Raw genomic sequence first — 14,260 nt, forward strand, 5'->3', positions numbered from 1 at the left:
TAAGCGAAAAAATATGCCAAAATGAAATATTTACTAATTTATAATTGAAAGCGTTTTAATCATTTTTTTCTAATAATTTTCGATAACCTTTTTCCATATATATAAATAAATTAATAAAAGGGAGGTAATTCATATGATCTAATTTATCTTATATTAATTAGAAAAATTGAATGTTGAGAAAATTATTTTTCATAATAAAAAACGACAAACAACAATTAAATCTGAGAAATTAATAGAGTAAAAGTTAATTTTTTTCGTTTGTCTGACTCTTTTGATGTATGAAACAAGTAATTTGACCAATACTAGTAATAGTCAAAATGAAAGAGGAGACTGATACTGATTATGCAAGTACTAACAGTTTGTCTTATATATTCGGGTGTGATCGTACTCTATCTCTTGTTCAAGAAAGTTCAATATAATAAGAGACAAAAAAATGTAATTAATTTTTTCCTATACTATAATCGAAGAAAAAGTAATGTTAATAGTAATACGAAAAGAACAGGAGATATTATTTATTTAATGCCTCAATCGACGGTGAGCAAAGGTATTTTAAGAAAGCGAAAAGATGAGTTTGAGTAATGATCATGATTAAAAATTATAAAAAATAGCAAGCAATTCGTACAAATTGCTTGCTATTTTTTTATTGTCTTTTTTTCGTCTTTTTATTGTTTAGCTTATAATCGGCCGAAAGTGGCTCTTGTGCTGTTTCTTCATTAAAACCAGCAGCTTTTCCTTGCTCGATTGAAGCTGACATTCCGCTACCAGAATTATTTTTGCGTCTAGACATAATGATTCCTCCTTATATAAGGCTATTTTCGCAAACACTTTTAATGAATTGGTTTGAAAAAGCCTTTTATAATCGATATTCTTTCCTATATTTTTTTTAGTACCCTAAAAATTCAGTTGGTAAATAATGAGAACCTCATTTTAAATTGTTCAATATCAGTACCTTCCAATAGGTGTTTTTTATGTATGAAATGAACTGGATTTAACAAGATTTCAAAAACGAACAAGGTTAAAGATTTGTCTGGAAGAAAAAATCGAGAACTTTTGGACTATTTATTCAAACCGTTTTTAATTTTATGAATATATTGGCTTATGTATGATTTGATGGTTTGGTTAGAAGTGTTCCTAAGAATGAAAGCAAGCGATGCTATTTCTGGATAAGTCTTCCTATGTAGGTTGGCTTTTTAAATTTATTTAAAAGGAGAAATCTTAAATGACAAAACCAACTTATCACGAAAGAAATTTATCAAATATAAATAAGCTAGCTCCCAATACAAAGCAAGCAGCTTTAAAATGGTACAATTATTGTATAAAAAACAACATCAACGTTTTAATTTACGAAACGACACGAACAAAAGAACGTCAAGAAGAATTAGTTGATAATGGTAAGTCTCAAACTAGAAAGTCATATCATCTTGTAGGTCAAGCATTAGACTTTGTTCCAATTGTAAATGGAAAAGAAGGGTGGAACTCTTACGATATTGAACCATTTAAATCGGCTATTCAATATGCTAAATCCATTGGCTTCACATGGGGTGGGGACTGGAGTGGGTTTGTAGATCAGCCACATTTACAATTTGAATACAAAGGGTATGGTACTGATAAAGTATTGGAAGCTAAACCTCCTGTATATCCAGGAACGGTTTTAAAATCAGGTTCAAAAGGGAATAGTGTTAAATTAGTTCAAAAAGAATTAGGAATTACCGCAGACGGTATTTTCGGGCAAAATACTGATCGGGCAGTAAGAAATTTTCAAAAGAAAAATGGCCTGAGAATCGATGGTAAAGTAGGTCCAAAAACTTGGGCAAAATTATTTGACTAATCTCATTACTAAATTTAGCTTAGATAAAAATTAACATACCATTGTGATATTGCGTAAAAAAGAAAACTACTTCAAACCCTGTATCAGTATTGTACAGGGTTTGTTTTAATATACAACAAACCATATCAATATTGGCATTCATTTAAATTTTTCATTAAAAAGATTCCAATTTTAAACAGCTTACTTAACGGTAAGGGAAAACTAGTCATTATAGAAAATACAATCAATCAACTAAAGGCATCATAATAAATTTAATAAAAAAGCCCTGTAACCTATTCGGATACGGGGTTGTTGTTTTCGTAATTCAATTGCTGAAGCACTCAATATTGTTTGAGAGCTTTTACTAATTTTATTTCTTCCATTACTTGTCTACTAATAAGGGTAAGGTTTCTTTCTCATTCCCACATTATTAATTTGAACGTCGACATTCACAGATACTTTTGACTTTTTAAATGTATCATTCCAATTTCCTTCATATTTTTTAAAAATTTTAGGATTAGTCAAGTGTAATTTTTCCCCAAAGCCAAATGCATCTCCACCGAGTTTTTTTACTTCCGATATGCCTACTTCGATTGTTTGTTTTATAACATTTTCAGCTAATTTTTCATATTTATTGAGCGTTATTGCCTTATCAAAATTGTCATTACAAAGTACTTCGTCAATATGACCTATTGAGTTAACTTTTATATTTATTATTGGAATAGTACCCTTCATTTTAATTTCAGTCGTTGATTTTAATCGAGTAATCTCCATCGAATCATATTCTTTTTTATTGCATGGTATTTGTATATTCGTTTCCTTGATTAGATTATCAATAATTTGTATTGATTTTGCCTGTGGTCCATCTAACCAACCAACTAATTTCCCATCTCTAAATATACCAGTGCCATTTATCTTATCGTAACTTGATTTGACTGTTTCCATATTTTCAAGTGTCTGTGATTTTTTAGTTTTTCTTTCTAAACTTGCACCATTTATAACTGGTTCTCTTCCACTGCTAGAAATTGCAGAAATGACCTCACGCATTAAGGTTTCTTGGTTTTCACCTAAAAGAGATGAGGTATTTTTAATTTTTCCTACAATTGATTTAGATGATATTTTATCAAGTGATGCGATGTTATTCATCACTGTATTTACGTTTTTATCTCTTGCAATAATAACAGGAATATTTACACGAATTTTAGAATCTCTTTCAAATACATCGAAAATATAATTTAGTGATTTTTCTTTTGCTAATGTTTCTCCTATTATAACAAGTGCAACATGAGAATAAATATTTGTTCGAGATCCTTTCTTTGACACGTTTCGTGCTGCTTCTGATATGGTTCTACCTTTTTCTTCTAATGCAATAACTGGAATACCTTGCGGACTTGTCTGTGAAGCTATTGCACTGGGATTCATAATTTGAATGGTTACTTGATATTTATTTTCTTTCGGTAAGTAGTCGATCCCCATTGCGACCACAATCGCTATTTGATTTAATTCTTTATAGTTAGAGCAACCACTTAAAAATATACTTACGATAAGAAATGAAACGATTAATTTCTTTTTGATCATTTTATTCTCCAATATCTTGGCTTTTGGTTTTTAAAAATCAAATTCAGAAAAAATTATATGCTACATAATATATTTTTCTATTTTTTTGTAATTTAATGTACCATTTTCCAAAATATTATCTACTTTTATATGCCTCAATAAAATACTATGTACCCATTATCAATACAGGGTATTTTGTAATATAAATCATAATTTAGATTCTAAATGGTAAAAATAAACATGTATTAAAAGAAAATATGAGGAAGTAATTATTAAATGAAGGTACTAAAATGAATCGTAAATTAAAAGTAAGTGGTTTCCAATTATTATGTATGATTTTTATGTTTATTAATGGTACATCGCCACCAGTAGAAATATACTCTATAGCCAAGCAGGATTCATGGATGAGTTTATTATTAGCACTTACTGTGGGTTGTCTACTATTTCTTGTATATATAAAGTTATATTCATTTTTTCCTGATGTACCATTTACAAAATATATACAAACTATTTTAGGTAAATACATTGGAAAACTGTTAGCTCTAATCTATATATTATATTTTATTTATATAGGTGCACGAGTTTTGCGTAATTTTGAGGAGTTAATGGTTATTACTCTTTACAATGCTTCATCACGTATTTCAATAGGAATATTAATGATGATTTTAGTGATCTATGCAAGTCATAAAGGATTTGAAACATTTGCACGTTCGAATGAATTTATTTTTTTATGTATAATGTTTCTTATTTTTATCATTATTGGATTAGAAATTATTTCTGGTTTAATCAAAATTAATAATTTAAGACCTGTATTAGAAAGTGGTTGGAAACCAGTCTTAAAGGCAACTCCAATATTAGTTGCAAATCCATTTGGTGAGATATTTACATTTACTATGATTTTGCCATATTTAAATAAACAAAAAAAAGTAGTAAAAGTAGGAATAACATCATTTCTATTTTCTGGGCTAATATTGACTTTATTTTCAATGTTAAATACTTCTATTTTGGGTATTTCTGAAATAGAAAGAACTATCTATCCACTTCTTTCAGCTGTTAGTTATATTAATATTGCTGATTTTGTTCAAAGATTTGATACCTTTATTATAGTGATTTCAGTATGTAATTATTTCGTTAAAATTACGATCTATTTCTATTGTGCGTTTTCAGGAGCAGCAGATTTATTTGGCATTAAGGAAAGTAAGCAATTAGTTTATCCTACTTCCGTTATAATGTTGGCTAGTTCAATGTGGATGACTACGAATTTTCTTGCATTACGTAATGAAGCAAGGGATGTTATACCCTACTTACTACAAATACCTCTACAAGTTATTATCCCAATTTGTTTACTAATCATAGTGCTAATAAAAAGGAAACTAAAAAATCCAGCCTTATAAAAGAAAATTTCTTTTGAATTTTAAATTGCACGCAAAATATTGGAAAACGTTTAACATGTTGAAGCGCATTTTATTAATAAAACAAATTCTTTATTTAACCCATGCTGCAATAAAAATAGCTATGACCACATTTTTGTGGTCTTTTTCTTTTGATCAAAAATTATTAATTGAATTTAACAGAGTCTTATTTTTAGTAAAAATAGTGAACTGGTAGTAATCAATTTGGATAGACCTCGTGTTCTTTGATTTGGACATAAATGACATAAATCATTAAACGAAAAGCTAAAAGCAATGATAATAAAACTTAAATTCAAATTGTAAAAAAATGGAAATTTGTGGTAAAATATTATTTGGAATTAAAGAAGGTTCTGGCCCTTTAATTAGTTGTTATAATGCATATTGAAAAAAAATGGGGTGTAATATGAATAATCGTTGGAATGAGTTGATATACAAAATTTGGTCTCGTTTATATGATAATTTTTTTAACACTGGGAAATTCCTCAATGCAAGGAAAGAGATTTTCAGTAAAACTAACTTTAAGAAAAATCAAAAGATACTATTTGTTGGTGTAGGAACTGGTGCAGATTTGGAACTGATTAATCATAAAGAACTAGATATTACATCTATAGACTATTCGGATGATATGCTCAAGAAAGCAAAAGAAAAATTCAAAGACTCTTCAATAAAATTTTTAATAATGGATGCTCAAGACATGAGCTTTAGTGATTCCTATTTTGATGAAGTTATAGGGAGTCTTATTTTATCGGTTGTTCCAGATGCAGATAAGTGTGTTAAAGAGATGTTGAGAGTATTGAAACCAAATGGAGAAATTATCATCTTTGATAAATTTGCACCAAAAAATAAAGGACTTTCGCCATTTAAAAAAGCAATTAGACCATTAATAAAATTATTAGGTACTGACATCGGAGTTAACTTTGAAAAATTGTATGAAAAGAATAAAGATAATTTATTTATTAAAGAAGATTTTCCAATAATGTTTGATGGGATGTACAGAAAGATTATTATAAATAAAGTGAGTACCAATGATCTATCATTATAAGACGCTAATATTAAAACTAAATATGAAAAGCTCAGAGCATAAAGTCTGAGCTTTTTGTATAATAAGCGGTGAGTTAACCTTTGTATTTAAAAACGAACGAATTATGGTATTTTCGGGTTATTATTCTCCTGAGAATCACTCATAAATGCTAAATAAGATTGGTTATAAATTGACATGGAGGGTACATATTCTCCGAAAGCGGCTCATTTCATGCAAGATACAGAAGCAGAAGGTTATATAATGGCCGAAATTAGTCAGGTATAGCTACTCTAGGTGGTCCTACAAAACGATTGTCCTACAAAACGATTTTAGAGAACAATTTTACAGGATAACTTAGAACTAATAATAGTCCTGTATTGCTTTTGCAATGGCAAATGCAGTTACTAGAAGTGAAGCGAAGGACAATATCATGTTAGATATATCTAAATCTACAGATCGAATTGATCCAGCAGCAGCGTCAATTAACTCTCATGTGAGAGCAATGTTAAATATTAACACTACAAGTGTCTACGAAAGTATGTGCTTTTTATTTTTATAATTTTTTTGCAATAAATTATTTTACAAAATTTTCCAAATTAAAGGGCGGATAACTAAACAAAAGATATTAATTTTTATATAATGATATTACATTCTCTTTAATTGATTTTATCACCTATTTTTTATAGAGAAACTTAACCTGAGTTTCTCTCTTTTTTAAAGATAGTTTGCCTTTGCCCAAAATATAAATTAAAAAAAGAGAATCTTCCAGAAAAGGAATTCTCTTTTTTTATATTTAAAAGGGGAAAACGATTAAATGTAATATTTACAAACTATAAGAAATCAATAAAAAAGACCACCTATTAATCGGTTGATGTTTAACTAAGCTTAAGCCATTAAATAGTTAGTTATGAATATAATTTATAAATTATTAACTTCATTAGCAGTTCTTATTGCTGATTCGATTGCCCCTTGTATCCATCCAGGAGTAGAGGATGCATGAGATCCTCCAAAATGTATTCTGCCTTCAGGTGTGCTAATAAAAGGGCCAAGTTCTCTTTGTTGGTTTGGTTTATACATCACAAATGCTCCACCTGTAAAAGAAAATTGCGTCCAACTTTGAGAATAACCTGCCAAAAATTCTTTATAAACTACGTCACCAAAAATCATTGATAGATTAGCTAATGCCTTATCAATACGCTTATTATTTTTCATATGATCCCAAATGGTAGCATCATCTTCCCAGGTGTAGCTTGCTATCATAATACCCGTTTTAAAACCCATATCATGGCTAGGGAAATAAGAAAATTTGATAGGTAAATCGGTTGTTAGCTTTCCACCATACAAGCCAAACCTTTCCCAAAATTTTGTTCTGAATTGAATAGCAATTTTCGTTGAATCTGCATAATGCAATTCTCTAATAACTTTCCATTTTTTATCAGATATAGACTCGTATGGGAAAATATCAACAAAGTTAAATAAAGAATAAGGGATTGTAGAGATAACATAGTCACATTCATACTGATTCTGTCTAGTCAGTATTTCATTCTCTGTGTGAATTGTTACATTGGAATCTCCTTGTATAATTTTGGTTACCCTTTCGTTCAGTATAATATTGTCCCTCAATTGTGGTAAAAAAGCTCTTACAAGGTGATCAGTTCCTCCTGTAATTTCATAAAGTTTTAGATTCGGAGTTAAAAGTACTATAACTTCTCGTAATATAGCTGTAAATCCAAGTTCTGGAAAACCTTCCAAACCTACAATTGCTTTAATCATATCGATTGCACCAGTTGATAAAGAATTTCCTACGGGATTGTATTTCAAAAAATTTTCCATTGAATATTGATCGTATTTATCAATAATGATGTCCCAGTTTTTATCTGGATCTTGGTTTATAAAATCAACCACTGGACCTATTGCAGATAAGAGTAGCTCTACTGCCGTTTTTCCTTTTTCATTTGGGAGAACAGAATACTTCAAGATATCTGGATTTGATTCATACGTTTTTTGATTTGTTAGTACATTATTAAGATAAATTAAATCATTTGGAGTACTATTAATAAATTCATTTACTTGTAAATTAAATTTATTTATTAGTGCAATTGTCAAATGATGAATTGAAGGGATACGCATAGCACCTAAGTCAACATAATCGTAATCAAGAAAAGGTTCTCTTCTTGTGTAAATTCGTCCACCAATTCTTCTATTTGCCTCAATAATTGTAACTTGGTGTCCAGCTTCTTTTAAAAGTGAGCTACTTAATAGCCCTGATATTCCTCCACCAATAATTACTACTCGTTTTGGAGAATTCGTTTTAGATAATCCATTTTGTATTATACTTACCATCTGATTCATCGAGATTTTTTCTTGTACCAAAGAATCCCACCTCATCTGTAGAATAAATAGATTGTCTATTAAAATTATTCATCGACAAGTTGAAGTAGAATTTTCATTATTTAAATAAAAAAATTTATTAAATCTAAAATAAAAATAGCCCACCGAAGTGAGCTACATATATTATTTAAATGGTAATCTGATATGTCTTCTTTTAGGAAATTCGAATCCAATTTTTATTTCACTTGAACATAAATTTCTGCACATTCTTGTCCTGTCGGTTCATAAAAACAATGATTCTTCCATTTTCCTGCAAACGGTTGATTATACCATGAGTTAGGACAAGGTTGACTTTCCACTCCTGGCGGATTGAAATACCAAAGAGAATATTTTGCAGGATAATCTCGCCAGATTTCTAAACATTGTTTAGCAAGCCCAATATAAGGCTCAGTCGCTTTTTGATAAAAATATGGCGATTGAATCGCATCAAATGAAGCATCGCCATCATGATATTGATAAATAACTTCTCGAACCGTATTGACATTTTTAAAATCCGAACATCTAACTAGTGCTCGATTGATTACAACACACCCGACTGCTAACATACCTCTTTTTCCTTCCGCTTCGGCTTCCGCTCTTATTAATCTTGCCAATAAATTAATATCATTTTCATTGTATTTTATTCGAACCATGGCAAAACCACCTTTTTATTCTTCTTCTTGAACAAGCTTCATTTTTTTACAATTTTAATAATTTCATTGGTATTAAAGTATATAGTTCAAAGAGGAAGAATATTTGTGTAACCTTTTATTTTATTTAAATGTTTATTTGTCTAAATTCATTTCCATCTATTAGAGTGATATTTGTTTTAGAAGTATACTCTAATTCATCCTTAGAAAATCCTAAAGAAGTATATAATAACCTCGTTTCACACGATCAGCACTCATGGCTCCTTCTAGTTTTTAGATAACAGGTCTACCCTCATTACCTTTCTAGTGCTTTACCTCTTTATGTACTCGAAGATATATAGGAGGAAATTTATAAAAAAAATTTCGGAATGAAAACTTATTTTACAACTGAATAGTAAGTACTTCATTTCTTGGCAATAGCATTAAATTCTCTTAATTTTATACGAGTTTTTATACAAAAAAACTCGAAATAAAATAAGTAATGCTCTTGGAAGCTTTGCTATTATGTAAACTTTACATGAATTCAATATGTATAAATTCTATTCTTTTTTGGAAATGTAAAATTGTACCATTAATAAGAATAAATATGGAAAATTGAAAAGTAATGAGCCTTCTGAAAGTAGTAATTCTGAATTGTGAATTAAGGAAGTGACCTGCGATGATTACTAGCCCCAAAGACAGTATTACAACATTACAAGTAGTTGTTATCATTATTAATTATATACTTGGAACGGGAATTCTGACCTTGCCACGAGCAGCTACAGAGAAAGTGAAAACACCAGATACATGGTTAACTGTAATTTTAGGCGGGCTGATTGCGATGGTGGCAGGAGTTATTATGGTAAAAATAGGACAACGGTTTCCAGGAAAAACCTTTTATCAATACAGCCAAGAAATTGTAGGGAAATGGATGGGGAAATTACTAAGTCTAATCCTTGTATGTTATTTTATAATGATGGGTGGATTTCATATCCGTGCATTAGTAGAAGTAACAAGTTTATTTTTGTTGGAAGGTACCCCATATTGGGCCATCGCGATGCCATTTATGTGGATAGGTCTCTATTTAATTATAGGCGGCATAAATTCGATTGCCCGTTTGTTTGAAATTATTCTCCCCATTACGGTCGCCGTTTTTTTGGTGGTTGCTTTTATGAGTCTTAAAATATTTGAAGTGGATAATCTGCGCCCGGTACTGGGGTTGGGGATCATGCCCGTACTAAAAGGAATCAAAACAACAGCTCTCTCATATATAGGTTTTGAAAGCCTGTTGATTATAATGGCGTTTATGAAACAGCCAAACCAAGCAGTAAAAGCTGTTTTAGTTGGAATTTTGATCCCACTGATCTTTTACCTGATAACTATCGTAATGGTCATCGGTGCACTATCCGTCGATGGTGTGGTAACCAAAACTTGGCCAACGATTGATCTCGTGCGAAGTTTTGATATGCCTGGTCTGCTATTTGAACGGTTTGAGTCTTTGTTGCTTGTAATGTGGATTATGCAAATGTTTACTTGCTTTAACGTTAGTCATTACGCTGCTTCTTTGGGGTGTGCCCAACTCTTTAAAAAAAACATTCATCCATTTATGTTTGTCCTGCTTTCGGTTATTTATATCATTTCCATGACCCCGAAAAATACGAATGACCTATTTAAACTTGGGGAAACGATGGGCAATGTTGCGTTTTTTTTATTTGGTATACAACCGCCGCTACTTCTGCTTGTCTTAAAATTAAAAAAGAAGAAGTATAAAGCAACATCATAACAAAGTCAGAGTGTTGAAATATAAAATCGTCAATAGGGAAAACGGACATTAATTGAACATTTATTAATGATGAAATTATCATCATTTGGAGGATCTTTTAATTGTTTTAAATGGTTTTAAATGTTAAATATTTGAGCAACTTCATCAATTAAAACAATAGGAATGATTTATCGAAATTAATACCGAACATAGATTAAACTACACAACATCAAATCTAAATTAAACAGTTAGATTACGCTAAGTAAAGGCTATTTGATTAGGGTTTATCGCAGACATTTTTTGATGAATAAGTTGATTGGAACGGATGATGCTCGGACTCCTATGGGATTAGCGGGAAGGCTAAATACCCCACAGGCGGAGCCGAGGAGGCCAAAGAATCTCGCCCCATAGAAAGCGAGCATCATGTAATGGAAATCAACATGACCCTACTCATTTACGAAAATTTGAAAATGAATTGACAAGGTAGTTTTTCAACAGCGTGAAAGTATGGTTTCTTTTCTTTTAGTCCTACTGCTACTGAGAGATAGGAAGAGGTGGAAGAATAGTTTTCGGATTAAATGTAGAAATAATAATATAAAAATATAGGCTCTTAGTAAGATTTAGGAGTCTTCTTTTTGTTTACACATCTTATAGTTTCACACCTACAATAATCACATCTTGTTCACATTTCGTTCACGAACTTTTAATAACTTAAATTAATTATATTGATATAAACAGTGATATAATTTAACAAAATATTATAAATAAACTATTTGATTTAAAAGGTCATAAGCAATACTTATTACAAATGATAAGTTACTTGTTATTTACTTATGATATACATTGTAATAATATATTATTGTAAGGTATTGAAAAGTTTGGATATAAAATATATTCAGACATTTTTTGCTTAATAGGGGGAAGAAAACATGGGGAAAAATGACGTTTTCCAATCTCGTTCGACATTTACTGCGAACGATAAAACTTATCATTATTATCGCTTAAAAGCAATTGAGGAAGCTGGAGTAGCTAAAATCGGTAAATTACCTTATTCGATTAAAGTGTTACTAGAATCAGTTCTTCGTCAAGTAGATGGAAGAGTAATTACAAAAGATCATGTTGAAAATTTAGCAAAATGGGGAACAAGCGAGCTACAAGATGTAGATGTTCCGTTTAAACCTTCTCGTGTTATTTTACAAGACTTCACAGGTGTTCCAGCTGTAGTTGACTTAGCTTCATTACGTAAGGCAATGGCTGATATGGGTGGAGACCCTGAAGTAATTAATCCAGAAATTCCAGTAGATCTAGTAATTGACCACTCTGTAATGGTTGATAAAGCTGGTTCAGCGGATGCATTAGAATTCAATATGGATTTAGAATTTTCTCGTAACGAAGAGCGTTACCAATTCTTAAGCTGGGCTCAAAAAGCATTTAATAACTATCGTGCAGTTCCACCAGCAACTGGTATCGTTCATCAAGTTAACTTAGAATACTTAGCAAATGTAGTACATGCAATTGCAAATGAAGATGGTGAAGTGGTTGCTTTCCCTGATACATTAGTAGGTACTGACTCACATACTACTATGATTAATGGTATTGGTGTATTAGGTTGGGGTGTAGGTGGTATTGAAGCTGAAGCAGGTATGCTTGGTCAACCATCATATTTCCCAGTTCCAGAAGTTATCGGTGTTAAATTAACTGGTGCTTTACCAAGTGGAACAACTGCAACAGATGTTGCATTAAAAGTTACTGAAGTTTTACGTAAAAAAGGTGTAGTAAATAAATTTGTTGAGTTCTTCGGACCAGGTTTACAAAGCATGCCTTTAGCAGACCGTGCTACAATTGCAAACATGGCTCCTGAATACGGTGCAACATGTGGATTCTTCCCAGTTGATGCTGAAGCACTTAACTATTTACGTTTAACAGGTCGTTCTGAAGAGCAAATTCAATTAGTAGAAGCATACTGCAAAGCTAATGATTTATTCTATACAGCCGATTTAGAAGATCCTACATTTACTGATTTAGTAGAAATCAATCTTTCAGAAATTGAATCAAATCTTTCTGGTCCAAAACGTCCACAAGATTTAATTCCTTTATCTGAAATGAAAAAATCATTCAAAAAAGCAGTTTCTGCTCCAATGGGTAATGCAGGATTCGGTTTAACTGATGAAGCGTTAGATAAAGAGGTAACTGTTAAATTTGAAAATGGTACTGAAACAACATTTAAAACTGGTGCAGTTGCAATTGCAGCAATCACAAGTTGTACAAATACTTCAAACCCATACGTTATGTTAGGTGCTGGTTTAGTAGCTAAAAAAGCTGTTGAAAAAGGATTAACAGTACCTGCTTATGTAAAAACTTCATTAGCTCCTGGATCTAAAGTTGTTAGTGGATATTTACAAGAAGCTGGCTTAATTCCTTTCTTAAATCAATTAGGATTTAACATCGTTGGTTATGGATGTACTACATGTATCGGTAACTCAGGTCCATTAGCTCCTGAAATGGAAGCAGCTATTGCTGAGAATGATATGTTAGTAACATCTGTACTTTCTGGTAACCGTAACTTCGAAGGACGTATTCATCCTCAAGTTAAAGGTAACTACTTAGCATCACCACCATTAGTAGTTGCTTACGCGTTAGCAGGTAATGTAAATATCGACTTTTCAGTTGAACCAATCGGTCAAGATAAAGATGGAAACGATGTATTCTTAAAAGATATTTGGCCAACATCTGCAGAAGTACAAGAAGTAGTTGCATCTACAGTTACTCCTGAATTATTCAAAAAAGAATATGAAAGAGTATTTGAAGATAACAAACGTTGGAATGAAATTCAAACAACTGATGATTCATTATACAAATGGGATAGCGAATCAACTTATATCGCAAATCCTCCATTCTTTGAAGGATTATCAAAAGAGCCAGGCGTAGTTAAACCATTAGCTGGTTTAAAAATCGTTGGTAAATTCGGTGATTCAGTAACAACTGACCACATTTCACCAGCTGGTTCAATCGGTAAAACAACTCCTGCAGGTCTTTACCTACAAAGTAAAGGTGTTAAACCTGTAGACTTTAACTCATACGGTTCTCGTCGTGGTAACCACGATGTAATGATGCGTGGAACATTTGCTAATATCCGTATCCGTAACCAAATCGCTCCAGGTACAGAAGGTGGATACACTACTTACTGGCCAACTGGCGAAGTAATGTCAATTTATGATGCAGCAATGCGTTATAAAGAAGATGGTACTGGATTAATGATCTTAGCTGGAAATGACTACGGTATGGGAAGTTCTCGTGACTGGGCTGCTAAAGGAACAAACCTTTTAGGTATTAAAACAGTTCTTGCTGAAAGCTTCGAGCGTATTCACAGAAGTAACTTAGTATTAATGGGTGTTTTACCACTTCAATTTAAAGATGGTGAAAATGCTGAAACATTTGGATTAACAGGTAAAGAAGTATTTGCTGTTAATGTAGATGAGAATGTTAAACCACGTGATCTTGTTAAAGTAACTGCAACAAAAGAAGACGGCACAACTGTTGAATTTGATGTAGTTGCTCGTTTTGACAGCGAAGTTGAAATCGACTACTACCGTCATGGTGGTATCTTACAAATGGTATTACGTGATAAATTAAATAATTCTAAAGTAACTCATTAATTAATATTGAAAACACGGTCTTTATTGGGCCGTGTTTTTTGTGTTT

The 14,260-nt window shown here is 31.4% G+C and carries 9 protein-coding genes and 2 pseudogenes; 7 read left to right on the forward strand and 4 right to left on the reverse strand.

The features are described 5' to 3' along the window. Nucleotides 1-640 precede the first annotated feature (640 nt). On the reverse strand, nucleotides 641-787 hold the full coding sequence (gene sspO / locus RAH41_RS01995) for a small acid-soluble spore protein O (protein ID WP_069032362.1): 147 nt from the start codon (nucleotides 785-787) through the stop codon (nucleotides 641-643). 432 nt (nucleotides 788-1,219) lie between these two features. Between sspO and RAH41_RS02000 the strand changes: the two are divergent. Both RAH41_RS02000 and RAH41_RS22560 read left to right on the forward strand, forming a co-directional pair. After that, nucleotides 1,220-1,609, forward strand: a pseudogene (locus tag RAH41_RS02000) (M15 family metallopeptidase); the annotation flags it as partial. 108 nt (nucleotides 1,610-1,717) lie between these two features. Next, nucleotides 1,718-1,828, forward strand: a pseudogene (locus RAH41_RS22560) (peptidoglycan-binding domain-containing protein); the annotation flags it as partial. Nucleotides 1,829-2,200: 372 nt separating this feature from the next. Here the strand turns inward: RAH41_RS22560 and RAH41_RS02010 are convergent. Further along, nucleotides 2,201-3,385 (reverse strand): Ger(x)C family spore germination protein, encoded by a 1,185-nt coding sequence (locus tag RAH41_RS02010; RefSeq protein ID WP_331220244.1) that lies wholly within the window; start codon nucleotides 3,383-3,385, stop codon nucleotides 2,201-2,203. A gap of 269 nt (nucleotides 3,386-3,654) precedes the next feature. On the opposite strand from RAH41_RS02010, the gene RAH41_RS02015 reads away from it, so the two are divergent. From RAH41_RS02015 to RAH41_RS02025, 3 genes are all read left to right on the forward strand, one after another. Next, nucleotides 3,655-4,758, forward strand: coding sequence for an endospore germination permease (locus tag RAH41_RS02015; RefSeq protein WP_331220246.1), 1,104 nt, complete (start codon nucleotides 3,655-3,657; stop codon nucleotides 4,756-4,758). A 421-nt stretch (nucleotides 4,759-5,179) separates the two neighbouring features. Further along, a complete protein-coding gene (locus RAH41_RS02020) occupies nucleotides 5,180-5,818 on the forward strand; it encodes a class I SAM-dependent methyltransferase (protein WP_331220248.1) in 639 nt (212 codons plus the stop codon). 367 nt (nucleotides 5,819-6,185) lie between these two features. After that, nucleotides 6,186-6,356, forward strand: a complete 171-nt coding sequence (locus RAH41_RS02025) for a hypothetical protein (RefSeq protein WP_331220249.1) — start codon at nucleotides 6,186-6,188, stop codon at nucleotides 6,354-6,356. Between the two features lie 359 nt (nucleotides 6,357-6,715). Here RAH41_RS02025 and RAH41_RS02030 read toward each other — a convergent pair whose 3' ends face one another. Together RAH41_RS02030 and RAH41_RS02035 are read right to left on the reverse strand one after the other, a co-directional pair. Continuing rightward, the gene (locus tag RAH41_RS02030) at nucleotides 6,716-8,170 is read right to left on the reverse strand and encodes a flavin monoamine oxidase family protein (RefSeq protein ID WP_331220250.1); all 1,455 of its coding nucleotides are present in this window, start codon (nucleotides 8,168-8,170) and stop codon (nucleotides 6,716-6,718) included. A 194-nt stretch (nucleotides 8,171-8,364) separates the two neighbouring features. Beyond that, a complete protein-coding gene (locus RAH41_RS02035) occupies nucleotides 8,365-8,820 on the reverse strand; it encodes a cell wall hydrolase (RefSeq protein ID WP_331220252.1) in 456 nt (151 codons plus the stop codon). Between the two features lie 655 nt (nucleotides 8,821-9,475). Here RAH41_RS02035 and RAH41_RS02040 point away from each other — a divergent pair. Beyond that, on the forward strand, nucleotides 9,476-10,579 hold the full coding sequence (locus RAH41_RS02040) for a spore germination protein (protein WP_331220253.1): 1,104 nt from the start codon (nucleotides 9,476-9,478) through the stop codon (nucleotides 10,577-10,579). A gap of 908 nt (nucleotides 10,580-11,487) precedes the next feature. Next, the gene (acnA, locus tag RAH41_RS02045) at nucleotides 11,488-14,214 is read left to right on the forward strand and encodes an aconitate hydratase AcnA (RefSeq protein WP_331220255.1); all 2,727 of its coding nucleotides are present in this window, start codon (nucleotides 11,488-11,490) and stop codon (nucleotides 14,212-14,214) included. Nucleotides 14,215-14,260: the final 46 nt, after the last annotated feature.

This window comes from Gottfriedia acidiceleris, assembly GCF_036421055.1.
GTDB classification, from domain to species: Bacteria; Bacillota; Bacilli; order Bacillales; family Bacillaceae_G; genus Gottfriedia; species Gottfriedia acidiceleris_C.

What these genes read in the sequence shown, in the direction of transcription:
- sspO (WP_069032362.1), bottom strand. Translation starts at nt 787, where the DNA reads ATGTCTAGACGCAAAAATAATTCTGGTAGCGGAATGTCAGCTTCAATC.
- RAH41_RS02010 (WP_331220244.1), bottom strand. Translation starts at nt 3,385, where the DNA reads ATGATCAAAAAGAAATTAATCGTTTCATTTCTTATCGTAAGTATATTT.
- RAH41_RS02015 (WP_331220246.1), top strand. Translation starts at nt 3,655, where the DNA reads ATGAATCGTAAATTAAAAGTAAGTGGTTTCCAATTATTATGTATGATT.
- RAH41_RS02020 (WP_331220248.1), top strand. Translation starts at nt 5,180, where the DNA reads ATGAATAATCGTTGGAATGAGTTGATATACAAAATTTGGTCTCGTTTA.
- RAH41_RS02025 (WP_331220249.1), top strand. Translation starts at nt 6,186, where the DNA reads ATGGCAAATGCAGTTACTAGAAGTGAAGCGAAGGACAATATCATGTTA.
- RAH41_RS02035 (WP_331220252.1), bottom strand. Translation starts at nt 8,820, where the DNA reads ATGGTTCGAATAAAATACAATGAAAATGATATTAATTTATTGGCAAGA.
- RAH41_RS02040 (WP_331220253.1), top strand. Translation starts at nt 9,476, where the DNA reads ATGATTACTAGCCCCAAAGACAGTATTACAACATTACAAGTAGTTGTT.
- acnA (WP_331220255.1), top strand. Translation starts at nt 11,488, where the DNA reads ATGGGGAAAAATGACGTTTTCCAATCTCGTTCGACATTTACTGCGAAC.